This window comes from Photorhabdus africana, assembly GCF_035181445.1.
Lineage (GTDB): Bacteria > Pseudomonadota > Gammaproteobacteria > Enterobacterales > Enterobacteriaceae > Photorhabdus > Photorhabdus laumondii.
Genome location: NZ_JAXBVE010000003.1, coordinates 41,207 through 67,179 on the forward strand (window position 1 = coordinate 41,207; position 25,973 = coordinate 67,179).

At 42.4% G+C, this 25,973-nt stretch carries 31 protein-coding genes; 21 read left to right on the plus strand and 10 right to left on the minus strand.

From position 1 onward, the window contains the following. Window positions 1-258 precede the first annotated feature (258 nt). From SLS51_RS02260 to SLS51_RS02315, 12 genes are all read left to right on the plus strand, one after another. Window positions 259-1,431: a phage tail sheath protein gene (locus SLS51_RS02260; protein ID WP_036782415.1), complete on the plus strand. Its 1,173-nt coding sequence runs from the start codon at window positions 259-261 to the stop codon at window positions 1,429-1,431. Window positions 1,432-1,441: 10 nt separating this feature from the next. Beyond that, complete coding sequence (locus SLS51_RS02265) at window positions 1,442-1,957, plus strand: phage major tail tube protein (RefSeq protein WP_323835119.1); 516 nt, start codon at window positions 1,442-1,444, stop codon at window positions 1,955-1,957. Window positions 1,958-1,983: 26 nt separating this feature from the next. Then, complete coding sequence (locus SLS51_RS02270; RefSeq protein WP_011144426.1) at window positions 1,984-2,301, plus strand: phage tail assembly protein; 318 nt, start codon at window positions 1,984-1,986, stop codon at window positions 2,299-2,301. A 14-nt stretch (window positions 2,302-2,315) separates the two neighbouring features. Next, window positions 2,316-2,435 (plus strand): GpE family phage tail protein, encoded by a 120-nt coding sequence (locus SLS51_RS02275; protein ID WP_011144425.1) that lies wholly within the window; start codon window positions 2,316-2,318, stop codon window positions 2,433-2,435. Next, the gene (locus tag SLS51_RS02280; protein WP_323835122.1) at window positions 2,428-4,854 is read left to right on the plus strand and encodes a phage tail tape measure protein; all 2,427 of its coding nucleotides are present in this window, start codon (window positions 2,428-2,430) and stop codon (window positions 4,852-4,854) included. Before SLS51_RS02275 ends, SLS51_RS02280 begins: the two co-directional genes overlap by 8 nt. A gap of 2 nt (window positions 4,855-4,856) precedes the next feature. Beyond that, window positions 4,857-5,321, plus strand: a complete 465-nt coding sequence (locus SLS51_RS02285; RefSeq protein ID WP_323835124.1) for a phage tail protein — start codon at window positions 4,857-4,859, stop codon at window positions 5,319-5,321. Beyond that, window positions 5,318-6,403, plus strand: coding sequence for a phage late control D family protein (locus SLS51_RS02290; RefSeq protein WP_323835126.1), 1,086 nt, complete (start codon window positions 5,318-5,320; stop codon window positions 6,401-6,403). The genes SLS51_RS02285 and SLS51_RS02290 overlap by 4 nt, the downstream gene beginning before the upstream one ends. Window positions 6,404-6,479: 76 nt before the next feature. After that, a complete protein-coding gene (locus SLS51_RS02295) occupies window positions 6,480-6,701 on the plus strand; it encodes an ogr/Delta-like zinc finger family protein (protein ID WP_011144421.1) in 222 nt (73 codons plus the stop codon). A gap of 308 nt (window positions 6,702-7,009) precedes the next feature. Beyond that, the gene (gene asd / locus SLS51_RS02300; RefSeq protein WP_323835413.1) at window positions 7,010-8,116 is read left to right on the plus strand and encodes an aspartate-semialdehyde dehydrogenase; all 1,107 of its coding nucleotides are present in this window, start codon (window positions 7,010-7,012) and stop codon (window positions 8,114-8,116) included. A 170-nt stretch (window positions 8,117-8,286) separates the two neighbouring features. Next, entirely contained in the window at window positions 8,287-8,466 is a 180-nt protein-coding gene (locus SLS51_RS02305; protein ID WP_323835128.1) for a hypothetical protein, read from the plus strand. 42 nt (window positions 8,467-8,508) lie between these two features. After that, entirely contained in the window at window positions 8,509-8,889 is a 381-nt protein-coding gene (locus tag SLS51_RS02310; protein WP_323835415.1) for a DUF4225 domain-containing protein, read from the plus strand. Continuing rightward, complete coding sequence (locus tag SLS51_RS02315; protein ID WP_323835130.1) at window positions 8,886-9,161, plus strand: DUF4225 domain-containing protein; 276 nt, start codon at window positions 8,886-8,888, stop codon at window positions 9,159-9,161. The genes SLS51_RS02310 and SLS51_RS02315 overlap by 4 nt, the downstream gene beginning before the upstream one ends. 369 nt (window positions 9,162-9,530) lie before the next feature. Here the strand turns inward: SLS51_RS02315 and gyrB are convergent, their stop codons facing one another. The 4 genes from gyrB to dnaA are packed head-to-tail and all read right to left on the minus strand — an operon-like array spanning window position 9,531 to window position 15,571. Further along, the gene (gyrB, locus tag SLS51_RS02320; protein WP_323835132.1) at window positions 9,531-11,945 is read right to left on the minus strand and encodes a DNA topoisomerase (ATP-hydrolyzing) subunit B; all 2,415 of its coding nucleotides are present in this window, start codon (window positions 11,943-11,945) and stop codon (window positions 9,531-9,533) included. A gap of 19 nt (window positions 11,946-11,964) precedes the next feature. Then, on the minus strand, window positions 11,965-13,056 hold the full coding sequence (recF, locus tag SLS51_RS02325) for a DNA replication/repair protein RecF (protein WP_323835134.1): 1,092 nt from the start codon (window positions 13,054-13,056) through the stop codon (window positions 11,965-11,967). Window positions 13,057-13,077: 21 nt separating this feature from the next. Next, window positions 13,078-14,178, minus strand: coding sequence for a DNA polymerase III subunit beta (gene dnaN / locus SLS51_RS02330; RefSeq protein WP_323835136.1), 1,101 nt, complete (start codon window positions 14,176-14,178; stop codon window positions 13,078-13,080). 4 nt (window positions 14,179-14,182) lie between these two features. Then, entirely contained in the window at window positions 14,183-15,571 is a 1,389-nt protein-coding gene (dnaA, locus tag SLS51_RS02335; RefSeq protein ID WP_323835138.1) for a chromosomal replication initiator protein DnaA, read from the minus strand. Window positions 15,572-16,260: 689 nt separating this feature from the next. Between dnaA and rpmH the strand changes: the two genes are divergently transcribed. The 5 genes from rpmH (at window position 16,261) to mnmE (ending at window position 20,130) form a co-directional block, all read left to right on the plus strand. Then, window positions 16,261-16,401: a 50S ribosomal protein L34 gene (gene rpmH / locus SLS51_RS02340; RefSeq protein WP_036769962.1), complete on the plus strand. Its 141-nt coding sequence runs from the start codon at window positions 16,261-16,263 to the stop codon at window positions 16,399-16,401. A 16-nt stretch (window positions 16,402-16,417) separates the two neighbouring features. Beyond that, the gene (rnpA, locus tag SLS51_RS02345) at window positions 16,418-16,777 is read left to right on the plus strand and encodes a ribonuclease P protein component (protein ID WP_323835140.1); all 360 of its coding nucleotides are present in this window, start codon (window positions 16,418-16,420) and stop codon (window positions 16,775-16,777) included. Next, window positions 16,741-17,001 (plus strand): membrane protein insertion efficiency factor YidD, encoded by a 261-nt coding sequence (yidD, locus tag SLS51_RS02350; protein WP_112879275.1) that lies wholly within the window; start codon window positions 16,741-16,743, stop codon window positions 16,999-17,001. Before rnpA ends, yidD begins: the two co-directional genes overlap by 37 nt. 2 nt (window positions 17,002-17,003) lie before the next feature. After that, entirely contained in the window at window positions 17,004-18,644 is a 1,641-nt protein-coding gene (gene yidC, locus SLS51_RS02355; RefSeq protein WP_323835142.1) for a membrane protein insertase YidC, read from the plus strand. Between the two features lie 121 nt (window positions 18,645-18,765). Then, window positions 18,766-20,130: a tRNA uridine-5-carboxymethylaminomethyl(34) synthesis GTPase MnmE gene (gene mnmE / locus SLS51_RS02360; protein WP_323835144.1), complete on the plus strand. Its 1,365-nt coding sequence runs from the start codon at window positions 18,766-18,768 to the stop codon at window positions 20,128-20,130. A gap of 142 nt (window positions 20,131-20,272) precedes the next feature. Here mnmE and darG read toward each other — a convergent pair whose 3' ends face one another. The 4 genes from darG to SLS51_RS24580 all read right to left on the minus strand — a co-directional run bounded on the left by darG (window position 20,273) and on the right by SLS51_RS24580 (window position 22,924). Further along, window positions 20,273-21,352 (minus strand): type II toxin-antitoxin system antitoxin DNA ADP-ribosyl glycohydrolase DarG, encoded by a 1,080-nt coding sequence (gene darG / locus SLS51_RS02365; RefSeq protein ID WP_323835146.1) that lies wholly within the window; start codon window positions 21,350-21,352, stop codon window positions 20,273-20,275. 2 nt (window positions 21,353-21,354) lie between these two features. Continuing rightward, window positions 21,355-22,008, minus strand: a complete 654-nt coding sequence (gene darT / locus SLS51_RS02370; RefSeq protein ID WP_323835148.1) for a type II toxin-antitoxin system toxin DNA ADP-ribosyl transferase DarT — start codon at window positions 22,006-22,008, stop codon at window positions 21,355-21,357. A 198-nt stretch (window positions 22,009-22,206) separates the two neighbouring features. Then, window positions 22,207-22,557, minus strand: coding sequence for a DarT ssDNA thymidine ADP-ribosyltransferase family protein (locus tag SLS51_RS02375; protein ID WP_323835150.1), 351 nt, complete (start codon window positions 22,555-22,557; stop codon window positions 22,207-22,209). Window positions 22,558-22,732: 175 nt separating this feature from the next. Then, window positions 22,733-22,924 carry a recombinase family protein gene (locus tag SLS51_RS24580; protein ID WP_439126837.1) on the minus strand — a complete coding sequence of 64 codons (192 nt, stop codon included), beginning with the start codon at window positions 22,922-22,924 and terminating at the stop codon, window positions 22,733-22,735. Window positions 22,925-23,043: 119 nt separating this feature from the next. On the opposite strand from SLS51_RS24580, the gene SLS51_RS02385 reads away from it, so the two are divergent. Then, a complete protein-coding gene (locus SLS51_RS02385; RefSeq protein WP_323835152.1) occupies window positions 23,044-23,916 on the plus strand; it encodes a hypothetical protein in 873 nt (290 codons plus the stop codon). After that, a complete protein-coding gene (locus SLS51_RS02390) occupies window positions 23,909-24,313 on the plus strand; it encodes a DUF1240 domain-containing protein (RefSeq protein ID WP_323835154.1) in 405 nt (134 codons plus the stop codon). The genes SLS51_RS02385 and SLS51_RS02390 overlap by 8 nt, the downstream gene beginning before the upstream one ends. 37 nt (window positions 24,314-24,350) lie before the next feature. Here SLS51_RS02390 and SLS51_RS02395 read toward each other — a convergent pair whose 3' ends face one another. Next, window positions 24,351-24,830, minus strand: a complete 480-nt coding sequence (locus SLS51_RS02395; RefSeq protein WP_036782360.1) for an Hcp family type VI secretion system effector — start codon at window positions 24,828-24,830, stop codon at window positions 24,351-24,353. A gap of 229 nt (window positions 24,831-25,059) precedes the next feature. Then, complete coding sequence (locus SLS51_RS24090; protein ID WP_369293931.1) at window positions 25,060-25,227, minus strand: hypothetical protein; 168 nt, start codon at window positions 25,225-25,227, stop codon at window positions 25,060-25,062. Between the two features lie 144 nt (window positions 25,228-25,371). Here SLS51_RS24090 and SLS51_RS02400 point away from each other — a divergent pair, with 144 nt between their 5' ends. Next, window positions 25,372-25,653 carry a helix-turn-helix domain-containing protein gene (locus tag SLS51_RS02400; protein WP_065388823.1) on the plus strand — a complete coding sequence of 94 codons (282 nt, stop codon included), beginning with the start codon at window positions 25,372-25,374 and terminating at the stop codon, window positions 25,651-25,653. A gap of 138 nt (window positions 25,654-25,791) precedes the next feature. After that, window positions 25,792-25,947: a hypothetical protein gene (locus SLS51_RS02405; protein WP_323835158.1), complete on the plus strand. Its 156-nt coding sequence runs from the start codon at window positions 25,792-25,794 to the stop codon at window positions 25,945-25,947. The last annotated feature ends 26 nt before the right edge of the window (window positions 25,948-25,973 follow it).

Genomic DNA, 25,973 nt, shown 5'->3' on the forward strand with positions numbered 1-25,973 from the left:
TTATCATCTGTTTTTGTAGGGAAAATCTGTGAAGAAATAATCAATGAACAGAGCTAAAAGTTCACGACAGAAGAAACAGATATTGATTTATAGAGGTTTCCTTTTCCACTCTCTATAAAGTACGAGTAGTTGAATAATTAGAAAAAATAATAAATTAAGCAACCTGATTTGTACCATCTCCCACACATTTCCCATCGAATGATTTAATAATTCGGATACTTCAACATAGCGGGACACCTTAACAGGAGAACCGCTAATATGGCACAAGATTATCATCACGGCGTCCGTGTACAGGAAATTAACGAAGGCACGCGTACCATCACCACAGTTAGCACCGCTATTGTTGGTATGGTGTGTACTGGTCCTGAAGCAGACGAAAAAACTTTTCCACTAAACACTCCGGTCTTGATTACTGATGTTTCACTCGCCATTGGCAAAGCTGGTAAAACCGGTACATTGCCTCAGGCACTTAAAGCTATTTCAGACCAGTCTAAACCCGTTACTGTTGTTGTCCGTGTAGCACAAGGTGAAACGGAAGAGCAAACTACCAGCAACATCATTGGTACTACAACTAATGAAGGTAAGAAAACCGGTATACAGGCATTGTTGGCAGCACAAAGCCAATTAGGTGTGAAGCCTCGTATTCTGGGAGTCCCTGGGCTGGATACAAAAGCTGTTGCTGTTGAGTTGGCGAGTATTGCGCAGAAACTGAGAGCAATGGCTTATATCAGTGCCTATGGCAGTAAGACTATCTCAGAAGTTATCGAATATCGCAAAAACTTCAGTCAACGAGAACTGATGTTGATTTGGCCTGATTTCCTGAGTTGGGATACGGTTTCTAATAAAGAAACTATCGCCTACGCGACTGCTCGTGCATTGGGTTTGCGTGCAAAAATTGATGAAGAAACAGGTTGGCACAAAACACTGTCCAACATCGGTGTCAATGGTGTGACCGGTCTTTCAGCAGACGTCTTCTGGGATCTTCAAGATCCAGCAACAGATTCAGGCCTGCTAAACCAAAATGGTATCACGACACTTATCCGTAAGAACGGCTTCCGTTTCTGGGGTTCCCGTACCTGTGCTGATGATCCATTGTTCCAGTTCGAAAGTTACACTCGTACTGCCCAAGTATTAGCTGACACTATGGCGGAAGCACATATGTGGGCAATCGATAAACCACTGACACCTTCACTAGTACGAGACATTATCGAAGGTATCAATGCTAAGTTCCGCGAACTGAAATCTGGGGGTTACATTATTGACGGTCAGTGTTGGTATGACGAAAACGCCAATGATAAAGACACCTTGAAAGCGGGCAAATTGACCCTCGATTACGACTATACACCTGTACCACCACTGGAAAACATGATGTTACGCCAGCGTATTACAGATCGTTACCTGATGGATTTCGCGAAAAGCATAAACGGCTAAGGGGACACAGATGGCATTACCTCGCAAACTTAAATTCCTGAACTTGTTTAATGATGGCAATAGTTATCAGGGAATCGTGGAAGAAATTACTCTGCCTAAGCTGAGTCGTAAACTGGAAACCTATCGTGGCGGTGGTATGAACGGTAGCGCAACCGTGGACTTAGGCTTGGATGAAGGTGCATTGGACGTTGAATTTACTCTGGGAGGTATGGAAGCTCAACATTATCGGCAATGGGGTCTGACCAAAGCTGATGGCGTAATGTTGCGCTTTGCGGGCTCCTGCCAGCGCGATGATACCAGCGATGTGATTGCTGTTGAAATCGTGATGCGTGGCCGTTTCCATGAGTTTGACCACGGTACTTATAAGCAAGGAGATAATACTCAGACCAAAATCAGCGCTAAAAACACCTATTTCAAATTGACATGGGATGGTGAAGTTCTGATCGAAGTGGATACCGTTAACATGGTTGAAGTCGTTAATGGTGAGGATCGCTTGGCAGATCACCGTCGCGCTATGGGTCTTTAATCTAATCGGATAAACAAGGTTGAACCATGACAGAAACACTAATTACTCAAAACGACGAGCAGCGCACAATCGTATTAGAAGAACCGCTTGCACGTGGTAGTAGCAACATCACTGAAGTGGTGGTGCGCAAACCGAACAGTGGCGCGCTGCGTGGTGCTCGGCTACAGGCTTTGCTGGAGATGGATGTGGATTCAATGATATTGGTTTTGCCACGTGTTACCACACCAGCGCTCACTAAAAGCGACCTGTTGTCAATGACACCCGGCGATCTGATTAATCTCAGTGTTGAGGTGGTCAATTTTTTGTTACCGAAGTCGGCGAAGTCCGGTTTCCAGACCGACTAACCGTAGATGAATTGGTGGCAGATATTGCCACCGTTTTCCACTGGTCTCCGGCAGTGACAGATGAAATGTCACTACCGGAATTACTGGACTGGCGACATCGGGCCATCTTACGAAGTGGTGCAGAAAATGAGTAATACACAGTCACAGCTTAAATTGGTAATACAGTCCGTTAATAAGCTGACCAGCGCCTTGAAATCTGCCCAGCGAAACAATAAAAGGTTGGCGGATTCTCTCCGGCAAAATCGTGATGAATTCAAGCGATTAAATCAGACTTATGAAGCAATTAAACCTTATTCTGCCCCTGAATATGCGCAGGAAACTGCGCATACCAGTGACAAAAAGGAAGAAAATCGCGGCGAAGGTCGTTATAGCAAAATTAAAGAGTTTCGTGACCGCGTTAGCCAATATGGTGCTAGTGCAAAATCAGACGGCAGTAAAATACTGACAACCAGTAAAAACTTTCTGATGCCCGGTTATGATCTTAATGTTCAAATGTCTAAAATTCAGGCACAAACCAATATTGAAAAAAATTCTCCTGAATACGCCATGTTGCTCAACCAAAGTCGTGAGTTGAGCAAAAGTACAGGGATTCCGGCCAGTCAGATTGCACAGGGACAGGGCCTGTATGCCTCCAAGGGGTATTCTCCTGACCAGATAAAGAATGTGATGCCTGGTGCGGTATTAATGTCGCAGGCAAGCGGTACGGATTTCGCCAATGTGGTTGATATTAGTACTAATGTACTTGAAGGGTTTAAATTACAATCCGAAGAGATGGGGCATGTTAGTGATGTTTTGACGGCAACGTTTAGTGGTTCAAAAACAACGTTGGCGGGATTGGGTGACACCATGAAATCTGTCGCTCCAGCGGCCACTTCTTTGGGGATTGATATTGAAACCGTTGCGGCTGCTACAAGAAAGCTAAGTGATGCCAATATTAAGGGAAGTGAAGCTGGAGAGGCTTTGAGCAATGTACTAAGTCGGTTGGCTGAACCGCCTAAAGCTGCTGCTGCCGCATTGAAACAACTGGATATTAAAACTCGTGATGCTAAAGGTAATTTACGGCAATTACCTGATATTCTCGTTGAGCTAGATGATAAAACCCGTTCAATGGGCGGTAAACAACGTACGAGTTATTTCACCGCAATTGGTGGTGAAAATGCTGCTCCTGCTTTGGATGTATTGGTAAATCAGGCAGGGCAGGGAGGATTGCAAACTTTTATCGCTGAACTAAAACGTGTTCAAGGTGAATCCCAAAAAGTGGCATCGGTAGTGACGAATAATCTCACCGGTGATATCCAAAAACTCAATGCCGCTTGGAGTAATCTGGGCATTCAGATGTTTTCTGGCGTAGAAGGTCCTGCAAGAGAAGTCACTCAGCAAGTAACAAATGTAGTCAATAAAGTCAGTGAATGGATGGACGCCAACCCACGCTTGGCTGCAACACTTGCGACTATTACGGTGGTGGTTGGAGGCATGTTAACTGTGTTTGGCGCATTGGCACAGGCAATCGCTTCGATATTGCTTCCATTAGCTGTAGCGAAATATAGTCTTACTTTCTTTGGTAGTACTGGTGTGAGAGCGCTCGGATTAGTCGGGAATGCTCTGAAAATGTTGGGTAGCACCATGATGATCGTCGGTCGTTTGATGATGGCTAACCCAATCCTCGCCATTATTGGTGTCATTGCTATGGCTGCTGTTTATATTTGGCAAAACTGGGAAACATTGGGGCCGAAAATTTCTCAGCTTTGGGAAAATATTAAAATTAGCCTCAGTGAGAAATGGGAATCCATTAAACAGAGTGTTCTGCAAACTTGGGAAAGTATTAAAACTAATATCAGTAATGCCTGGGAATTAGTTAAACAGAATACATTGGATATCTGGGAGAATATTAAAATATCGATCTCGGATAAATGGAATGAAATTATTACTGACGTAATGAATCTACCCAGTAAATTTAAAGAAGTTGGCACAGCAATAATTAACAGTTTATTGGAGGGGATTAATGAAAAATGGGAAGCCCTGAAACAGAAACTGACTTCATTGTCTGAGTATCTCCCTGATTGGATGCGGTCAAAGGAGGATATTTCAAAAGACGCCAGTAATAATGTGAGTCCTAATGTTAGTTCGGTTCTGCCCAAACATGACAAAGGGGGCATTATTCCGGCTGGCCGATTGGGTATTGTTGGTGAATATGGACCAGAGATTGTCACTGGCCCTGTTAATGTTATTAGCCGACGACAGACTGCTAAACTTGCTGCTGCTGCGGCATTTTCTTTGAGCGTAATGGCGCCTTCTGCCGCAGCCAGAACCGCACCATTGCATGTTCAGAGCTTACCGGTTCATGCTTATCCTCAGATTCAGGAAAAGAAAGCAGACAAACGGCAGATGGTAGAGTATCGCAGTGAATCACCGGTCTATCATATCAATATCTATGGTGCACCGGGGCAATCTGCGCAGGATATTGCAGCAGCGGTTAGGCGCGAATTGGATGATCGGGAACGTAAACAGCAGGCGCGTTTACGCAGTTCATTCTCTGATAGAGGAGAATTCTAATTATGATGGCTGCACTGGGTTTATTTGTTTTTATGTTGAAGACCACACCATACCAGAGTATGCAACATCAGCAGTCATGGCGGCATGCTTTTAACAGCCGTATTGGGATGCGGCCTGCTTGGCAATTTCTGGGGCCGGGTAACGACACAATGACACTTTCCGGTTCGTTATATCCAGAAATTACCGGTGGTCGTTTATCATTGACGCTACTACAAGTGATGGCTGATAGCGGTAAAGCTTGGTCCTTTATAGATGGCAGTGGCACGGTTTACGGTATGTTTGTCATTGAGAGTATCGACCAGACGAAAACTGAATTTATGTCGAATGGTTCTGCCCGCAAAATTGATTTCACATTGACATTACGGCGAGTGGATAGTTCTCTAGGTGAAATGTTCGGTGATCTTCAGGAACAATTCTCTATGCTTACAGACAATTTGTCAGATAGAGTCAGAGAGGTATTGTCATGACGTCTGAATTTGGCAGCGGTTCCGAAAAAGGCAGTGCACCGGCATTTCTTTTGGAAATTGACAATAAAGATATCAGCGGGCGCATTCAATCGCGCCTGATGTCACTAACAATGACAGATAATCGTGGTTTTGAAGCCGACCAGCTTGATATTGAACTGGATGATGCAGATGGAAGTTTGGTGCTACCTTCCAGAGGTAATGTAATTTCATTGGCGTTGGGATGGCGTGATCAGCCACTGATTAGTAAAGGGCGTTTTACTGTGGATGAAATTGGTCACAGTGGAGCGCCGGATAAATTGACAATTCGTGCCCGTAGTGCTGATTTCCGTGAATCTCTCAATATGAGACGTGAAGAGTCTTATCATAAGAAAACGATAGGTGATATTGTCCATACTATCGCGGCGAGAAATAACCTTACTGCCGATTTGCATCAGGATATTGCGAAGATATTTATTAACCATATTGATCAGACGAATGAGTCAGATGGTAGTTTTCTTACGCGTTTGGCAAGGCAGGAAGGAGCAATTGCTTCAGTAAAAAATGGTAAGTTGATATTTATTCGGCAAGGACAGAATAAAACAGCCAGTGGTGCGGTTATCCCTGCATTAGTGATTACACGTCGGTCAGGTGATAACCACAATTTTACTCTGTCTGATCGTGAGGCTTATACCGGTGTGGTGGCAAATTGGTTGGATGTCCGTAAACCGGAGAAAAAACATACCTTAACCGTTGAGCGAAAAAGTCAGAAAAATGCTGATAAATTAAAATCTTATTTGATCGGTAGCAAAGATAACGTATTGGAGCTTTCTCGTACTTATGCTGATGAGGCTAGTGCTAAACGTGCAGCCAAGGTTGCTTGGGAAAAAATGCAACGTGGGGCAGCGACGTTTTCGATTCAACTGGCTCAAGGGCGTGCAGATCTTTACCCTGAAATACCAATCAAGGTTACCGGCTTTAAACCAGAAATAGATGCTGCCGAATGGACATTAACGACCGTTACTCACACGGTGAATGGAGCTGGTGGTGGTTTTACAACAGCACTGACTCTGGAATTAAAAATTGATGATCTCGATATGAAATAATTGTTCTTTAGGTGAGATCTCATTGCTATATTGTTCACATTATGAGAGTTCATGTTTTAGTTAAGGGTAAGAAAATATGATCAAGTGTCCTCTTTGTGGTAAAGCGGCTCATGCACGCAGTAGCTTTGAGCATTCCTGCCATACAAAAGAACGTTATAATCAATGTCAAAATATCAATTGTGGTGCAACTTTCGTCAGCCATGAAACGTTTGTCCGCTTTATTTCCAAACCTGGTGAAGTAATAAGTGTTAAGCCGCATCCCAAAGAAAAAACTAAAACTCAATTGAATGTGACTTGAAAATTAAAAGTTAATGGTAAATATTTGCCACCAAACAGGTGGCTTTTTACTCGGATGCTCGATTTTTTATATATCTTTCTGCTAAATAAGATTCTAAAATAGCGCTACCTCTTATACCACTCATAACTCCATATATAACAATGGGTTGAAGAAGGCCATGTGTAGCAGAATTATGAAAAGCTATTTAGCTACGTTGCTAAATATCTTGTGAATTAGTTAATAAATTCACTTGCGTCCCTGGTCATATTTTGTCAGCTTTGGTGTAATCAGAATCACAGATCAACACTCACCAAAGTAGGACAATAATGATGAAAAATGTGGGCTTTATCGGCTGGCGCGGGATGGTCGGCTCAGTATTAATGCAGCGTATGCTCGAAGAGCAGGATTTTGATGTTATTCGTCCGGTATTCTTCACGACATCACAACACGGACAGCCAGCACCCGATTTTACTGGTCAGCAAGGTACGTTACAGAATGCTTTCGATATCGAAGCTCTTAGTGCTTTGGATATTATTATTAGCTGTCAGGGGGGAGATTATACTAATGAGATTTATCCAAAGTTAAGAGCAACAGGTTGGCAGGGATATTGGATTGATGCGGCGTCAGCGCTGCGTATGAATGATGATTCCATCATTATTTTAGATCCAGTTAACCATACGCATATCCAGCAAGGTCTTAATAAAGGCATAAAAACTTTTGTTGGTGGTAATTGTACCGTTAGCCTAATGTTGATGTCTTTGGGGGGCCTATTTGCTAATGATTTAGTTGAATGGGCTTCTGTTGCAACTTATCAGGCAGCTTCTGGTGCGGGTGCTCGTCATATGCGGGAATTGCTGGTTCAGATGGGATCTTTGCATACTCAGGTAGCAACAGAGCTGCAAGATCCGGCATCGGCTATTCTGGATATTGAAAGAAAAGTAACGGATTTCACCCGTAGCGGTGCTATGTCAACTGAGCAATTTGGCGTGCCGTTGGCAGGTAGTTTGATTCCGTGGATTGATAAACAACTTGATAATGGCCAAAGCCGTGAAGAGTGGAAAGGTCAGGCAGAAACTAACAAGATTCTGAATACCGGTAATAACATCATTACTGTGGATGGTTTGTGTGTACGTATTGGGGCGCTGCGTTGCCATAGTCAGGCATTTACTCTGAAATTGAAAAAAGATATTTCGATTCCTGATATTGAGCAATTACTGGCTAAGCATAATGACTGGGTTCGTGTTATTCCAAATGATCGCGAATTAAGTATGCGCGAATTAACCCCGGCAGCCGTAACGGGAACGTTGAATACTCCTGTGGGGCGTTTACGTAAGCTGAATATGGGCTCAGAGTATTTATCTGCTTTTACTGTCGGTGACCAATTGCTGTGGGGAGCAGCAGAGCCTCTGCGTCGTATGCTACGTATCTTGATTTAATAATTTTAATCTATCTATTTATGTGAAAATCCACTCGTTATTCGAGTGGATTTATCTATATAGCTCTGTTCATTGTTTCTTTGTTGGTTTATTTTTGTTACATTCCATAAATTATATTTATAATTTTCTGTCTAAATATACAGTAAATCGTTTTTATGGAGATGGTAGGAATGGAACAAGATAAACTACTAGCTTTAAAGGTTCGAGAATTAAGGGAGTTGGCAAGGACGTTATCTTCTCGTTATATGAGCCATAGTAAAATTAAAATGGATTTTAATTCAGATGTAAATCTTTTCATAGAAGATGGGGCAGGTTCGGATTCATTGTTTATCTTCCTGTGGTGCAATTGAATTTATTCAGTTTGAGATAAATCATCTGAAAGAGCAGGATTTATATTTAACAGTAAAAAAATAAAGCAATATGCAATAATTGAAAGGGAAAAAGAGAAATCAAGTTATACTAATCTTATATTAAAACAGATCGGGTTTGTTGGTGGTGGTACTCAAATTCTTGCAGGTTATACAGTCTGTAAAGCTTCTTTAGGGTTAGCATGTGCCTCATTCGGTGCGCCATTAATGGCTCATGGGTATAATAATGTTGTTGAAAATGGATATTATCTACTGTACAGAGAAAATATTAATGGTGGTGTCAGAGAAGGATATATACCCGTCATCTTTCAAGTTGCTTCTTTGTTGGCTGCACTCACTCACCCCGGTCACATAGTTATCTATGCTCCCGGGGATTCGCTCCCTTGCCGCCGCGATGCATCTTGAAATCCATTGGGTATAGGTATGTTGCTAATAAAATTGGTTTAAGTGATAAAGATGCAGATATTACTTATGCAACGGTTTATTTAGCGCTTTCAGGTTATGGCATTTCTAGAAAAGTTTTGAAGCCAAGAGAGAAATCTTGGAAGCTATTCAGAAATATAAATAGTGATTTTATCAGAGGGTGGAGAGAAATGGGAGTTGTGAGCTTAACTACAGAAGGTATTGTTGATGGTTCTACATTTTTGAGTATTTATCAGCTAGAAAGGGAGAAATAATGATGGACTATATAGATGTTACAATTTCCACTCAGTCTACTTGGCAGGATGTTTTTTTGTATTATTCTTTATCATTGATTATTTTATTTTTTCTTTTTTTTATGAAAATTTTCATGGAAAAAAAAGAAGTTATGTATTATCTGTGTTTGGGTTCTTTATAATAGTAATGTTTTGTTCAATTCAATTGTTTATTGTTAAATATGATGGTTATCATGATATTATATCAATGTTTATACCCTAAGATTATATTTAAGTGATGTTTTACAGAAACATTAAATAAATTACACTTTATTGGTTATAAATAACAGATAAAAAAAGCGCCCATAGAGAATTAATATGAGCGCTTATTTAAATTGATAATAATATCAATTAGATATCAATATTAGCTGCTTTCAGGGCATTCTCTTCAATAAATGCTCGACGAGGTTCAACAGCATCACCCATCAGAGTTGTAAACAGTTGGTCAGTTGCAATGGCATCTTTTACTGTCACACGCATCATGCGGCGAGTTTCCGGGTTCATGGTCGTTTCCCATAATTGTTCAGGGTTCATTTCTCCCAAACCTTTATAACGCTGTATAGACAAGCCACGGCGTGACTCTTTAGTCAACCAGTTTAGTGCTTGTTCAAAACTGCTAACCGGTTGGCGGCGTTCACCACGTTCGATGTACGCGTCTTCTTCGATCAAATTGCGAAGTTTATCACCTAGTAGAGTGATGCGGTGATATTCACCGCCGTGGACAAAATCGAAGTCCAATAGATAATCAGTATCAACACCGTGTGTACGAACACACAGAACCGGTTCGTACATTTGGCGCTCACGATTTTCATGGAGGCGATAACTGTAGCTGCTGCCGTTTTGTTCACTGTCATTCAAACGGGTGACCAGCATTTCAATCCATTCTTCAACTTTCGCCTTATCAGACAATGCTTCTTCGGTCAGATTCGGATGATAAATTAGGCTATTCAATAAACTTAGCGGATACAGACGTTCCATGCGTTTAATGATTTTTTGAACACCATTAAATTCAGTCACCAATTTTTCCAGCGGTTCACCTCTCAGGGCTGGCGCGTGCTCATTGGTGTAAAGTGAAGCGCCGTCTAGTGCAATGGATAGCTGGTACTCATCCATTGCTTCATCATCTTTAATATATTGTTCTTGTTTGCCTTTTTTGACTTTATACAACGGTGGTTGAGCAATAAACACATGACCACGTTCAATGATTTCTGGCATTTGACGATAGAAGAAAGTCAGCAATAGGGTACGAATATGAGAACCATCGACGTCCGCATCCGTCATGATAATAATGCTGTGATAACGCAGCTTATCTGGGTTATATTCGTCACGGCCAATACCGCAGCCCAATGCGGTGATCAGGGTTGCCACTTCCTGGGAAGAGAGCATTTTATCGAAACGCGCTTTTTCGACATTCAGGATTTTGCCTTTTAGCGGCAAAATTGCCTGATTTTTGCGGTTACGACCTTGTTTTGCCGAGCCACCCGCAGAATCCCCTTCCACTAAGTAGAGTTCAGAGAGTGCCGGATCACGTTCCTGACAATCCGCCAGTTTGCCTGGCAGCCCAGCCAGATCAAGAGCGCCTTTACGACGTGTCATTTCACGCGCTTTACGGGCTGCTTCACGAGCGCGAGCAGCATCAATAATTTTACTGACGACAGTTTTAGCGTCGTTTGGATTTTCCAGTAGATATTCCACCAGCTTCTCATTCATCAGCGTTTCAACCGCTGTTTTCACTTCGGAGGAGACCAGCTTGTCTTTAGTCTGAGAAGAGAATTTTGGATCAGGCACTTTAACGGAAATAACGGCAACTAAACCTTCCCGGGCATCATCACCAGTCGCGCTGACTTTGGATTTCTTGTTGTACCCTTCTTTATCCATGTAACTATTAAGGGTACGTGTCATCGCAGTACGGAAGCCAACTAAGTGAGTTCCCCCATCGCGTTGTGGGATATTATTGGTAAAGCAGTAAATATTTTCCTGGAAACCATCGTTCCATTGCATTGAAATTTCAACGCCGATGCCATCTTTTTCTGTAGAAAAATAGAAAACATTTGGATGAATGGGGGTTTTATTTTTATTTAGGAACTCAACAAACGCTTTAATTCCACCTTCATAATGGAAGTGGTCTTCTATATTAGTGCACTTATCAATAAGACGGATGGATACACCGGAATTCAAGAAGGATAGTTCACGCAGGCGTTTAGCCAGAATGTCGTGTTGGAACTCTGTGTTATTACTGAAAGTATCCATGCTCGGCCAGAAACGGACACGGGTACCTGTCTGTTCAGTTTCTCCAACGACTTTCAGTGGGCTTTGTGGCACGCCATGATGATAAGTCTGTTCATGAACTTTGCCGTCACGACGGATAACCAACTCCAGCTTTTCAGACAAGGCGTTAACAACAGAAACCCCTACGCCGTGCAAACCGCCGGAGACCTTATAAGAGTTATCATCGAATTTACCCCCCGCATGCAGCACGGTCATAATAACTTCGGCTGCTGAAACACCTTCTTCTTCGTGTATACCGGTAGGAATACCGCGGCCATCATCCTGTACGGAGACTGAATTATCAGCATGGATAGTGACGATAACTTCACTACAGTGGCCTGCGAGGGCTTCGTCGATAGCGTTGTCGACAACCTCGAAGACCATGTGGTGTAAGCCGGTACCATCGTCTGTATCACCGATATACATGCCCGGACGTTTACGAACCGCATCCAGCCCTTTTAATACCTTGATACTTGAGGAGTCATATGTATTCGACATCAACGTTTCTCGCTCATTTTTAATCCTGTGGTTGAACCTCTATTTTGCCATTTTCCACGCGAAACATCTTGCTATTTCCATCAAGCATGTCTGTTATTTGGTCAGGATTTATCGCACTGACAAATACCTGAGCTTGCGTGGATTTTAGACGAGCGGCCAGCAACTGACGGCGGCCGGTATCCAGTTCGGAGGCAAAATCATCAAGCAGATACAGACATTGTTGTCCGCTCTGTCGGGTGAAATATTCACCCTGTGCTAGCCGCAGTGCGCACATCAGCAACTTTAATTGACCGCGGGATAGCATATCTTCTACTGGCGTTCCTTCTGCACGAATGCGCAGATCTGCCTTATGTGGGCCGGAAGCTGTATAAGTTAACGTTCTGTCACGCTCAAATTGGCGCTCCAGTAATTCAGCATAATCACTCTCTTTGTCCCATCCTTGTTGAAAAGAGAAACTTAATGTAAATTCGGGTAAGAACTGCTTACAGGTATTCGTGATATCCTGAGCGATGTTTGTAATATATTCACCACGCCACTGATTTATTTGGTTAGCGAGTGGTATCAGTTCCTGATCCCAAGGCCGTATCTGGCGGTAACGAGTAACTTGTCGTAGTGCTGCATTGCGTTGTTTGAGTAGCCGTTTTAGGTTTACCCATGCAGAAAAAAAGCGTGGCTCATTGTGAAAGCACCCCCAGTCAATAAAAGCCCGTCGATACTTTGGCCCGCCATTTAACAGGGTAAACCCTTCTGGAGTAATAAGCTGCATAGGTAACATCTTAGCCAGTTCTGCAATTTTACAGCCATCACTACCATCAATTCTGACTTTACTGTCGCCATGACGGTTTTTACTCAGGCCGATAGACCGTTCCCGCTCATTCTCCTGTTGCCCAAGCCGCCCATGCAGAACGAACTCATCGCAGTCATGACGGATTACCCGTCCTGCCTGAATGCTACGAAAAGAGCGCCCGTGACCCAGCGTATAAATCGCTTCCAGTATGCTGGTTTTGCCGCTGCCATTAGATCCAACCAGAAAGTTAAATCCGGTAGCTAGAGGCAAATCAGCGGCGGCGATATTACGAAAATCGCGGATAAGTAAACGCGTGAGAGTCATATACCTGAAATAAAAATCCGGTTACAGGCGCATTGGCATCACGACATAAGCCGCATTGTGGTTTGCACAGTCTTCTATCTGAACACTGGAAATAGCATCAGTCAGTAGTAAACGGACCTCTTCACATCTTAGTGTATTGAGAACATCTAGCACGTAACTGACATTAAAGCCTATTTCCATTTCAGCACCTTGGTAGCTGACATCTACAATCTCTTCGGCTTCTTCCTGTTCAGGGTTATTTGCCGTGATTTTTAGCTGGTTTTCACTGAAATAAAGGCGAACTCCGCGAAATTTCTCATTAGAGAGAATTGCAGCACGTGAAAAAGCCTGTTTCAGCATATCGCAATTGGCTTCCAGGGTTTTATCCGGGTTCTTTGGTAATACGCGACGATAATCAGGGAAACGTCCATCCACCAATTTAGAGGTGAAAATAAAGTCGCCAACGTGGGCACGAATATTGTTACTGCCGATTTGTAATTGTAGCGGAGTATCGCCACCATCCAGCAATCTCATGAGTTCAATAACGCCTTTGCGTGGCACGATGACCGAATGGGAAGGCAGTTTTTGACCAATTCCCATAGAACAGACGGCCAGACGGTGACCATCCGTTGCAACTGTACGCAGCTCTTCTCCTTCGGTTTCAAACAACATACCGTTGAGGTAATAGCGGACATCTTGGTGAGCCATTGAGAACTGAGTTGATTCAATAAGGCGCTTCAGTGTGGCTTGTGGCAGTGAAAACTCCACCTCACTTTGCCAGTCATCAAGATTTGGAAAATCAGCAGCGGGCAATGTGGAAAGTGAGAAACGGCTGCGACCAGAACGCACCAATAGGCGGTCGCCATCCAGTTCTACACTGATCTCGGCTCCGTCTGGCAAACCTCGCCAGATATCAAAGAATTTACGTGCCGGTACCGTGGTTGCACCTTCTTCGTGTGGCAATGAAAGCGTGACTCTTGCCATCATTTCCATTTCTAAATCTGTGCCAGTCAGCAACAGGGAACCTTCTGTCACCTGTAGTAATAAATTACCAAGAATAGGCAGAGTAGGGCGCCCACTCAGCGGGCTACTGACCTGTTGCAGTGGTTTTAACAATTGCTCGCGTTCAATGATAAATTTCATAGCACTAGGAAGACAATGTTCTGATTAAGTTAGAAAAATCCTCTTTGATGTCGTGACTTTCTTCACGCAGTTGCTCGATTTTACGACAAGCATGCAGCACAGTTGTGTGGTCACGTCCACCAAAGGCATCCCCGATTTCAGGCAAGCTGTGGTTGGTTAACTCTTTTGCCAGCGCCATTGCCATTTGCCTTGGACGGGCAACGGAACGGGAGCGCCGTTTGGAAAGTAAGTCGGCCACCTTGATTTTATAATACTCAGCGACTGTTTTCTGAATATTATCAATGGTAACCAGTTTTTCTTGCAGTGCTAACAGATCACGTAATGCTTCACGTACAAAATCAATAGTAATCGCTCGGCCAGTAAAATTGGCATTTGCTATTACCCTGTTCAATGCCCCTTCAAGCTCACGGACATTAGAACGCAGACGTTTGGCTATAAAGAAAGCGACTTCTCCTGGTAACTGGATTTCGTTTTCGTCTGCTTTTTTCATCAAAATAGCGACACGGGTTTCGAGTTCCGGTGGTTCAATTGCAACGGTTAGCCCCCAGCCAAAACGGGATTTTAACCGATCTTCTACCCCATTGATCTCTTTTGGGTAGCGATCTGATGTCAGAATAATCTGTTGATTACCTTCCAGTAATGCATTGAATGTGTGGAAGAACTCTTCTTGAGAGCGTTCTTTATTGGCAAAAAACTGAATATCATCGATCAGTAATGCGTCGACAGAGCGGTAATAGCGTTTGAACTCTTCTATTGCATTATTTTGTAATGCCTTGACCATATCCTGAACAAAACGTTCAGAATGCATATAGACCACCTTGGCATTTGCCTTACGTGCCATAATACTGTTACCTACGGCATGTAATAGATGGGTTTTACCCAAACCTGTACCACCATAAAGAAATAGTGGGTTATAAGCACCGCCGGGATTATCAGCTACCTGTCTTGCAGCAGCACGAGCAAGTTGGTTGGATTTACCCTCAACGAAGTTATCAAAAGTATGTTTTGGGTTAACATTGGAACGATAAGAGAGCTCGGGTTGTACCGCAGTGTTATCCCAACTGGGGCGTACCGATGTGTTTTGTGGTGCAGGAGCAACCGGTGTATGAGCAACAACCTTTTGTGGTGGGCTATCGTTTTGGGAAACGGGTTTATTGCCAACTTCAAAACGTAATAATGGGACTTCTGCTCCACAGAAGTCATTCAACAATCCATTGATATTGTTGATATATTTCTCTCTTACCCAGTCCAGAACGAACCGATTTGGGGCATAAAGCGCCAGAGTGTTACCACTTAGCTCTGCCTGAAGGGGGCGTATCCACATACTGAATTCTGTGGCAGGTAATTCATCCTGCAATCGGGCAAGACATTGCTGCCAAAGCGAAAGTGACACGGTGGACTCCCCTAAAACAAGGCCAATTAACAATTAAAGAAATCGGAGTGGTTAGCTCATTATATTGGGTACAAAACAACGACTCCTCTAAGGTGAGGAAGGATCAATTGTCATGTGTATGGCGATTTTTAATGTCATCGCTCCCCCATGATCCGAGGATAAGATCCAAATCATGGCTTGGGATCATAGCGCAAAAGACGATATAGATCTTCATTCTTTTACACAGTTTAAGCGCTTTTTATCCACAGGATAAAATTGTCTGTGAAATAAAGGGCTGTAAAGGGGTTGTAGTGGAATTATGGAGGATGCTAAATGCAGATCGAGAATAAGCCGATATTCAAAATAAAATCGGGCCAAGGATCATAACAAAAAACGAAGATCTGCCAGTGATCGTTGCGCTTTGTTCAGTAGTCCGTATAATATTGCACCCTATGTGCGATACCAGAGTTTTTACCGATGATGTTTGGTGACGGGTCTGGTGTACGCATGGGCAGAGTGTTGGTAAACATCCAACTCAGTAGAAAAGCCGGCCGACTTTGTGTTATGTAAATTGACTCAGGGCTGTACATTTTATTACAATCCCGCTTCTTTTATATTGATGTTGCGATTAAGGCATCGGTGTCTATTTCTCACTGGCTGCCAACGCATTTACTGAATCAGTAATAATCTTAAGTTAGGTAGAAATCGCTATGAAACGCACTTTCCAACCATCCGTACTGAAGCGTAACCGTTCTCATGGTTTCCGCTCTCGTATGGCTACCAAAAATGGTCGTCAGGTTCTGGCTCGCCGTCGTGCAAAAGGCCGTACTCGTCTGACCGTTTCTAAGTAATAAAGCTAACCATCTAGTGGTTAAGCTCGCTTTTCCGAGGGAGTTACGCTTGTTAACTCCCAAGCATTTTACTTATGTTTTCCAGCAACCCCAACGGGCAAGTTCGCCAGAGATTACTCTCCTTGGTCGCCCGAACGAGCTGGGGCATCCCCGTATCGGTCTTACTATAGCCAAGAAAAATGTTAAACGTGCTCATGAGCGTAACCGGATTAAGCGGTTAGCGCGTGAAAGCTTCCGTTTAAACCAACATAAGTTGCCTCCTATGGATTTTGTGGTATTGGTTAGGAAAGGCGTTGCTGAGCTTGATAACCGTGAGTTAACGGAGGCGTTGGGTAAATTATGGCGTCGTCACTGTCGTTTGGCTCGCGCTTCCTGATCGCATTAATCCGGGGATATCAGTTGGTAATAAGCCCGCTGTTGGGGCCTCGTTGTCGCTTCAATCCTACCTGCTCTCAATATGGCATTGAGGCGTTATGCAGGTTTGGTGTGATAAAAGGCTGTTGGTTAACGGTGAAACGCGTATTAAAATGCCACCCTTTACATGAAGGTGGTGATGATCCTGTCCCACCTGTAAAAAACAACGATAACAGAGAACACTAACGATGGATTCGCAACGTAATCTTCTTCTCATCGCTTTGCTGTTCGTTTCTTTCTTGGTCTGGCAAGCATGGGAAGCAGATAAAAATCCGCAGCCAACGACAGTACAGGCCACGCAACAAACGGATATGCCGAGCAGTGAGAATCAAGCTGTACCAGGCAGTGGAAAAGGTAAACTTATCACGGTTAAAACTGATGTGCTCTCTTTGACCATCAATACTCGTGGCGGTGATATCGAAGAGGCTGACCTGTTAGCCTATCCTGACACCCTAGGTTCAAGCCAGCCCTTCAAGTTGTTGGAAACAACACCTGCTTTCACTTATCAAGCGCAAAGCGGATTGACGGGGAAGGATGGTCCAGATAACCCGATGAATAGTGAGCGCCCGCTGTATACCGCAGCACAGGATAGCTATGTATTGGCTGATGGACAGGATGAATTGCGTATCCCGATGAATTTTGTCACTAAAAATGGCATTGTTTACGTCAAAACATTTGTCCTGAAACGTGGTGAATACGCGATTAGTGTGGATTACCGCATTCATAACACGACAGAAAAACCGTTACAGATGACCTTCTTTGGTCAGTTGAAACAGAGTGTTGAACTACCTAAGCATCGTGATACAGGCAGCAGTAACTTTGCCCTGCATACTTACCGTGGTGCAGCCTATTCTTCAGATGATACCAAATACAAAAAATACAGCTTTAGCGATATTGAAGGTGAATCTTTATCCGTGACCACCAAAGGTGGCTGGATTGCCATGTTGCAACAATATTTTGCTACCGCTTGGGTTCCTGTGGCTAATGAAACCAGCACTTTTTACACTGCCGCATTAGGTAAAGAGATGGCTGCGATTGGCTATAAGAGTGCGCCAATCTCTGTTGCGGCTAACAGTGAAAAAACGGTCTCTTCTACACTGTGGATTGGTCCAGAAATTCAAGATGAAATGGCCGCTGTAGCACCTCATCTGGATCTGTCCGTAGACTATGGTTGGTTGTGGTTTATCTCTCAGCCATTATTTAAGCTGTTGAAGTTCCTGCATGGTTTTATTGGTAACTGGGGCTTCTCCATCATTGTTATCACCTTTATTGTGCGTGGTATCATGTACCCGCTGACCAAAGCACAATACACTTCAATGGCGAAAATGCGTCTGTTACAGCCTAAATTGGCGGCTATGCGCGAGCGTATTGGTGATGATAAACAGCGTATGAGCCAGGAAATGATGGCATTGTACAAAGCAGAGAAAGTGAACCCACTGGGTGGTTGTTTGCCTCTGTTGATCCAGATGCCAATCTTCCTTGCTTTATATTACATGTTGATGGGTTCTGTTGAATTGCGCCATGCGCCATTTGCTGGCTGGATTAATGACTTGTCTGCGCAAGATCCTTATTACATCTTGCCATTGCTGATGGGTGTGACAATGTTCATCATCCAGAAAATGTCTCCGACGACAATTACTGATCCGATGCAACAGAAGATTATGACTTATATGCCGGTCATATTTACCATATTCTTCCTGTGGTTCCCATCAGGTCTGGTTCTGTACTATATCGTCAGTAACTTGGTGACAATTATCCAGCAGCAATTGATTTATCGTGGGTTGGAAAAGCGCGGCTTGCATAGTCGTGAGAAAAAGCCAGCGAAATAAAACATAGCTTCAGCCAGAATGAATATATGCTGGCCATTGTAACGGGAAAGGCGGTCATTGACCGCCTTAACTATTTTGAGTGAAAAATAATTTGGGCGAAAAAGTCAATAGAGAGATAACCATGAATACCACGGATACGATTGTTGCTCAGGCTACCCCACCAGGACGAGGAGGGGTTGGCATTTTACGTGTTTCTGGCCCGAAAGCTGCTCAGGTCGCTGAGGTGGTATTAGGTAAATTACCCAAACCCCGCTATGCAGATTATCTGTCATTTCGTGATGTAGATGGTCAGATACTTGATCAGGGGATTGCTATTTACTTTCCGGGACCCAATTCATTTACCGGAGAAGATGTACTGGAGCTTCAAGGGCATGGTGGGCCGGTTATTCTCGATTTGCTGCTTAAACGCATTCTAACGTTGTCTGGTGTGCGAATTGCTAACCCTGGTGAATTTTCTGAACGCGCTTTTCTTAATGACAAACTAGATTTAGCTCAGGCGGAAGCCATTGCTGACCTGATCGATGCCAGTTCGGAGCAAGCAGCCCGTTCAGCGATGAACTCCTTACAGGGCGCTTTTTCGACTCAAGTTCACCAGATGGTGGAAGCACTTACTCACTTACGAATCTATGTAGAAGCGGCTATTGATTTTCCAGATGAAGAGATTGATTTCCTTTCTGATGGGAAAATCGAAGCTGAGTTGGATGAAGTGATGGTTGAGCTTGGGCGTGTACGTGCTCAGGCTCGTCAGGGCAGCCTTTTACGTGAAGGGATGAAAGTTGTTATCGCCGGTCGCCCAAATGCAGGAAAGTCCAGTCTACTTAATGCATTAGCAGGTCGTGAAGCGGCTATTGTGACGGATATTGCAGGTACAACCCGTGATGTGCTGCGTGAACATATCCATATTGACGGTATGCCGTTGCATATCATTGATACCGCGGGTTTGCGTGAAGCCAGTGATGAAGTTGAACGTATTGGTATTGAGCGTGCTTGGCAGGAAATTGAGCAGGCTGATCGGGTACTGTTTATGGTAGATAGCACGACAACGAACGCGGTTGAACCTGTGGAAATCTGGCCTGAATTTATGGCTCGTCTGCCTAAATCGCTCCCTATCACAGTCGTTCGTAATAAGACAGATATGACCGATGAAGAGACAAGTATTACCGAAGTAAGTGGTTACTCGCTGGTTAGACTATCTGCCCGTAGCGGTGAAGGTATCGATTTATTGCGCGATCATCTAAAAGAGACGATGGGTTTTAGCAGTAATACCGAAGGTGGTTTCTTGGCTCGTCGTCGTCATTTACAAGCATTAAATATCGCAGCGGAACATTTACAACAGGGCCATGAACAATTAGTGGTTGCCCGTTCAGGTGAATTGCTGGCAGAAGAGCTGCGTTTGGCACAGCAGGCATTGAGTGAGATCACGGGTGAATTTACCTCCGATGATCTGCTAGGAAGGATTTTTTCGAGCTTTTGTATTGGGAAGTGAAGCTTTAAGTTACTCTTTAATCAGCACGTTGATAACCAGGAAAGAAGCTTGCTATTACCGGAATGAACAATACTCACATCCTTGTAGCAATAAGTGCAGGTTAAGGGACTTCATGACGTTACATGATTCAGTCCCAAAATAATTAACCTGCTGCTTGCAAAGGTACTTGTTTCAGACGGGTTAGCGCCAATTCCAGCTTGGTTCGATCAAACAGTTTGAGCTTGCGTTGAGCCGATCTATCTCCGGCAGGCCAATGGCGTATACCATCAATTAAGGATTCTATGTTGGGAGCCACTTGTTCTTGGAATAACAGCCAGTCCACAGTGGATAGTAGTTCTATCCCGTAAGGAGACTCGAAACCGTCAATCAACTCAGCAATTTTTTTCAGCGCAGGCAGGTAGGCTTTCGCTTCAGATTTTAAGTACAGTGCTACCTTGTCTCGCTTGGCGTCGTTAAACCAAATCACATCCAGTGGGCTACAATCACTGATACGCTTTTCACTTTTTAGATAGCTTCCGTCCAGCCCATCTAACAAGTGACGTAGCTTATCTGCGTAGGGGCCGTAGTTGTTGGCTACGAACTTAAGGTTTAAGGGATTTTTCAGCCCCTCGGCCTTGATCGTACGCTCTAGGAACCATGCCAGTTTCTGGATTTCCAACAGACTGCATTCCATTCCCAGAACCCAGTAAAGGCGCACCAGCTCTGCAATCAAAGCACGAGCTGGGGTGAGTTTTTCTACACCTTTTGGTTTAGCCACATTCTGATATTTGGTTGTAGGTTCATAAACAACAATGTCTACATTTTTAAGGTCGCCCAATATTTGGTTGATATGCGGTTTAACTTCATCCCAGTTGAGGCCGCCATTGCCCGCACCCAATGGGGGAATGGCAATGGAATGTACCTGGTTTTTTTCAATGAAATAGCGGAGATCAACCAAGCCGTCAAGAATCCACTGCATTTGCGATTTAGCCCGCCAATGTTGTTTTGTCGGGAAGTTTACAATCCAGCGCGGCCCCATCGGTTCGCTAGTCTCTGTGACAAACATTTTGCCAGTCTGAACTTCTTTTGCTTTACACGCCTTGACATAAGCCGCCATATTGGCAGGAAAACGTTCTTTGAACATCAATGCAATTCCTTTGCCCATAACACCAACAGTATTAACTGTATTAACCAGCGCTTCCACATTAGCCTCCAGCAGGTTGCCTTGTGCGGGTATTATCATTGTTAGCCTCCTTGAAAGTACCAACTGGGTTTATAATGTATATCCAGTTTAACTCTTAGCTCATTGGCTTGTGCTTTTAATTCTCTCTGCACATTCTGTGTATAGCATATTGCACCCAGTAAAGCATGGATGGGCATATGCCCATGAACCAGTGCTTCTGCTTGATAACGTTCCACCTTTTCCGGGTCATCCGGATCACGCTGAAAATTGCGTTGTTGCAACAGTGCCCAATCAATAGCAGTTAAGTCCGCCAACTCATTGTAATAATTTGTCGTTACTGGATACGCATGGCGGTCAGTAAAGACAAAAAGTAACCCTAGTTCTGCCACTCTATACATACTGGAAACCAGAATGACAATATCAGTATTGGACACTTTCCGTACTCCACCACGCCCCGTATAAATGTTGTACATCATGGGAGAAAAGGGTGTGAAGTAAAAAGGGATATAATCGTTAAGCATACCTCTCGGTAAAAGGGGGACAGTACGATGGTTGCGACGATTAATAAGATCTTCATTACCAATCGTCACCCAGTTCGAAGAGCGTACTGCGTTGTTCCCCGCATGCAAGCCATTGGCTAGAATCCAAGGAAGATTTTGGCGATGAGTGATTCTCCAGATCAATGCTTTTTGCGGATTAAGTTTCTTGTACACCATTAATTGAACATTTCTCCGTTGATCACAACATCAACTGATTGGTTACTCTGCTTCAGTATTTTCTCCATATTCCTCTCAATATCCGTTGTGGGAACATAGATCTTATAGAATTCTGAAACATTGACAATACCCGGAGACAAGCATTCCGCCATACATATGTTCTTACAGTCAGGATCACATGGTAATTACGCTTATTCATTAGCCCTTATCATAATCATACAGCTCGACAGTTGTATTAGCCAACGGATGTCTGGGGATTATCTTCCAGTTTCCCGTTTTAGCAATGCTCCGTCTGACTGTAATCAAAACAAAGTCTTCATCTGGTCGATCTTTCTGGACACGTCCAGCAAAAGGGTTTCGTGAAAACCAGTGAAAAGGTACATAATGCTCGAGTTTGTGCTCCTTGCGATTATCGATTATTTCCTGGTCTGCGACATCATGGAATTTTTTTAGCATTGATCTTGGTTTTAATCCACTGTCCAATATGGAGCTGACATTCTTTAAACTTGTGAGGTGATAAAGTAACTTCTTAGCTTTTATATTAACCATGTTTTTGCTTCACCTTCAATTATTGTGTTGACTTCACTCGCTTCGCTGGTACAAGTTCTGGACGAACGGCACCTGTGTACTTATAAATGATTGCTCGAGACATACCATAGCGCTTCGCAACATCAGTAAATATATCAGGGTCAAGCAGAAGCGCCTGATTTCCTTTACTTGCTTTTTATTCAAGGCAGGTTTCCGCCCCTTTGCGATCACGGGCCGCGGCTAATCCAGACTGTGTCCGCTCTTTAATAAGGTTGCGTTCAAATTCTGCTAACGCAGAGAATATTAGAACTCGATATCCGGCCAAGGAACGTTGCTGAACGGTTGTCAGGTTGGAGTGTTCGCCAAAGCCAATACTGGCTCCCACCATTAACAGGGAAACTTGATCCAGCTCCCAATAATTCAGAAAAATTAAAGAAAAAATAGCTCAGTCCGATAAAATATGAAATAAAACTTCAATAAACTATATAATATAGATGGAGTTATAAAATGAAGTATGATCCACGGTTAAAAACATTTGTTGATAATGATTACAGATTAGAAGATCATCTTGATTTTAAGAAGCAAATAGAAGAGCAAAAATATAACCGTATGCTATTGGAATTGGAACATCAATTTAAACTAAACCAAGAAGTTATTGCTTTATTGACAAAAGATGAAGCTATAGATTATATGAAAACACTAGATCATAATTTCTATAATTCATGGAAAAATAATATTAAAACCTTTTATTCATATGTTGATCCAGCTTCATCATTTGCTGGTAATATCCATGATTCTTTTGGGGTGGCAAGAATAGTAAATGATTTAAGAAGTTTCGGTGTGGAAGCAACAGAGTATTTTGGTAAGGATGGAAGAAGATATATAAAGTTATCAGGTTACCCTAGTGTAAGAAACTATTTAAACGCTACAAGATATCTGGCTAATAATCCACGTATAGTGTCTTTTGGGGTAGGTACGCTAGGTATTGAAGCTGGAATTGCCCAAGGCGCTAGATTCGGTATAGTATTCTCAGCCGCATATAGACTAGTTGAGTTAATATTTAAAGATGAATATGGATTGGTTGATTTATTTGTTAATTTAACAATTGATGGTGCAAAATTAGCTATCTCAATAGGTATTGCTACGGCTGCTAATACTCTAATCGTTTCTCCAATTTTAGCTTTAGGGGGAAGTCTTATGCTTGTAGCTCTTGGCGTTTTTGCGATTGGGTTTTTAACTTCTCTTGCTTTATATTGGTTAGATGACCACTTTAAAATTAGTGAAACGATAATTAAAAACATAAAAAATAAAAAAACAAATCCGACACCATACCATCCGGATCAGTTTTTTAATATGTGGGGTAGATATAGCCGTGGATAATATAAATGAAAATAAAGCAAAATTATATTCTGGAATTTTATTGCTTCTTTTTATGGCAGTGTTATCTATATTTTTTTCATTGAATGATTATATCGATTTTTTTAAGCATGATAGTGTTATTATATTCTCATGGAAAAGCGCAGGAGCTATTTGGTTTAGTCCTGTGTTGATTTATATTTCTTTTATTTTGTATAGAATATCATTGGGTAAGGTGAAACGTCTTAATAGTAAAATTGGGAATTATATTTCATGTGTATCAATAATAGGATTTATTCTTACTTTATTTGTATCTTTTTATGTTGATGATGAGTTAAAATTGGAAGGGTATGTAACATGTAGTAAATCATCATGGATGGCACCAAATAAGTATGTTAAGGATATTTCTTTTTGTCACTAAGCATATATTTTTATATGCTTAGTGTTTTATTTTTTATTTAATAATTTCTATCTTCCCATATGCTATAGGCAGATGTGCCGGCTGTTATATGATTCCATGAGATGGATTTATAGTTGAGTGAAACTCTTTCATATGGCATGGCATCAAAATCATTTATAGAATGCGGGTATATACAAGAAATATCTGTGATAGTGGCTTCAGTGATTTTTACTTCATAGAATAATTCCAGTTGTCCAGCTTGACTTGTTCTGTAAAAAACAAAAGCACCATTTAGAGATTCGTTTGAATCTATTGCCATAGCTAATAATGGTGATGATTTATCTACTGGTTTAATGAATTGTATTGGCTGGTGACTGACATTCTGCTGGCGCGTTATTGTGTGGTTTAAACTCAGTACTTGTATTTGGTTTTCGTGGCCATTTTGATACCTGTTTCCTATTGAGTCTAGGGTTGAACACCCAGCAGAGATCAGCCCTTGTTTTTTGCCATTCAAAGACAAATAAATCATGTATGACATAAAATTACCATCCTAATTTTTTACAATTCAACCTAATAAATATAATAAGTTAAGTATATACCCTAACATATAAGTAAAAATTACAATAGTAATATAAATCAAGAAATAGAAATATAAAATGTTGTTTGTTAATTTTATTAAATTTGAACGTAAAAAAGGTGATTTAAATCACCTTTTTTATTTGGCTGTCTTCTTTCAATTTGAAATGTAAAGAGACAACGAGATAACATTACGACCATCTAAGGTTACTTTTTTGGTTTAATTCTTTAGTGGCTGGTTTTAAAATAAACTTATTCGAATCTCTAAATTGTAAATATTTCTCTTCAATTCCGAACATGGTTCTAAAGTCACTAAGGCTAACAAGTCCGTCCCCTATTTCGAGTTTTTGTATTGGCAAGTAAGTGGGTAAAAGGCAGAAGTGGAACTTTTTTACCGGTTATAACAGGTAAAATTACATTTACCGGCTATGGCGTGTAAAAATTGATTTACCTGTCACAGCGTGTAACAATGAGGTTAACTGTTCAAATTGGCTGACCTCAATATGAAAGTAACTAACTCGAAACAACTTAGCGTATATTTAAAAGATATCAGGCTTACTCAAAAACTTTCTCAGGGCAAAGTGGCAAGTAAAGTAGGTATTCGGCAGGATACGGTATCAAGCTTTGAGCTGCACCCAGATTCTACCAAGCTGGAGACCTTCTTTAAGATTATGTCGGCGTTGAATTTAGAACTCGATATCCGGCCAAGAAACGTTACTAAGATAAATTCGTCAGTGGAAGATGATTGCACAACGTCGGACCCGGTGTGGAAAGAGGAGTGGTAAGGCAGAGGGCTTCATCCCCGAGATGCCAAATTGGCAATGGGGCTAACTGGGACGAGAGGTAGGAAGTACAATATAGAGCAGATATTCCCAAGACACTTTTTTCAAACGGCCAAGGCCGCTGGATTTGATAAGGATTCGATGGCAAGAATTCTTACTGAATATGCTGAGACGGTTGATACAGTTGTCATGAATGTCAGAGGCCAGTTGCCTATAGATTTCCCTGTTCATATCAGTAACTCGATATTGGGGGGGTTACAAGCCAGAGCAAGGCGTCTGAAAATTGGATGGGATTAACATTCTCATCAACATTATCTACAGCA

Coding starts and splice junctions, on each gene's coding strand:
- mnmE (WP_323835144.1), top strand. CDS start 18,766: ATGAATACCACGGATACGATTGTTGCTCAGGCTACCCCACCAGGACGA.
- SLS51_RS02375 (WP_323835150.1), bottom strand. CDS start 22,557: ATGGTTAATATAAAAGCTAAGAAGTTACTTTATCACCTCACAAGTTTA.
- gyrB (WP_323835132.1), bottom strand. CDS start 11,945: ATGTCGAATACATATGACTCCTCAAGTATCAAGGTATTAAAAGGGCTG.
- SLS51_RS02260 (WP_036782415.1), top strand. CDS start 259: ATGGCACAAGATTATCATCACGGCGTCCGTGTACAGGAAATTAACGAA.
- SLS51_RS02400 (WP_065388823.1), top strand. CDS start 25,372: ATGAAAGTAACTAACTCGAAACAACTTAGCGTATATTTAAAAGATATC.
- rpmH (WP_036769962.1), top strand. CDS start 16,261: ATGAAACGCACTTTCCAACCATCCGTACTGAAGCGTAACCGTTCTCAT.
- SLS51_RS02295 (WP_011144421.1), top strand. CDS start 6,480: ATGATCAAGTGTCCTCTTTGTGGTAAAGCGGCTCATGCACGCAGTAGC.
- asd (WP_323835413.1), top strand. CDS start 7,010: ATGAAAAATGTGGGCTTTATCGGCTGGCGCGGGATGGTCGGCTCAGTA.
- yidC (WP_323835142.1), top strand. CDS start 17,004: ATGGATTCGCAACGTAATCTTCTTCTCATCGCTTTGCTGTTCGTTTCT.
- SLS51_RS02280 (WP_323835122.1), top strand. CDS start 2,428: ATGAGTAATACACAGTCACAGCTTAAATTGGTAATACAGTCCGTTAAT.
- yidD (WP_112879275.1), top strand. CDS start 16,741: ATGGCGTCGTCACTGTCGTTTGGCTCGCGCTTCCTGATCGCATTAATC.
- SLS51_RS02270 (WP_011144426.1), top strand. CDS start 1,984: ATGACAGAAACACTAATTACTCAAAACGACGAGCAGCGCACAATCGTA.
- SLS51_RS24580 (WP_439126837.1), bottom strand. CDS start 22,924: ATGGTGGGAGCCAGTATTGGCTTTGGCGAACACTCCAACCTGACAACC.
- SLS51_RS02305 (WP_323835128.1), top strand. CDS start 8,287: ATGGAACAAGATAAACTACTAGCTTTAAAGGTTCGAGAATTAAGGGAG.
- darG (WP_323835146.1), bottom strand. CDS start 21,352: ATGATAATACCCGCACAAGGCAACCTGCTGGAGGCTAATGTGGAAGCG.
- SLS51_RS02265 (WP_323835119.1), top strand. CDS start 1,442: ATGGCATTACCTCGCAAACTTAAATTCCTGAACTTGTTTAATGATGGC.
- darT (WP_323835148.1), bottom strand. CDS start 22,008: ATGGTGTACAAGAAACTTAATCCGCAAAAAGCATTGATCTGGAGAATC.
- SLS51_RS02405 (WP_323835158.1), top strand. CDS start 25,792: ATGGCAAGAATTCTTACTGAATATGCTGAGACGGTTGATACAGTTGTC.
- SLS51_RS02290 (WP_323835126.1), top strand. CDS start 5,318: ATGACGTCTGAATTTGGCAGCGGTTCCGAAAAAGGCAGTGCACCGGCA.
- SLS51_RS02385 (WP_323835152.1), top strand. CDS start 23,044: ATGAAGTATGATCCACGGTTAAAAACATTTGTTGATAATGATTACAGA.
- recF (WP_323835134.1), bottom strand. CDS start 13,056: ATGACTCTCACGCGTTTACTTATCCGCGATTTTCGTAATATCGCCGCC.
- SLS51_RS02285 (WP_323835124.1), top strand. CDS start 4,857: ATGATGGCTGCACTGGGTTTATTTGTTTTTATGTTGAAGACCACACCA.
- dnaN (WP_323835136.1), bottom strand. CDS start 14,178: ATGAAATTTATCATTGAACGCGAGCAATTGTTAAAACCACTGCAACAG.
- SLS51_RS02395 (WP_036782360.1), bottom strand. CDS start 24,830: ATGTCATACATGATTTATTTGTCTTTGAATGGCAAAAAACAAGGGCTG.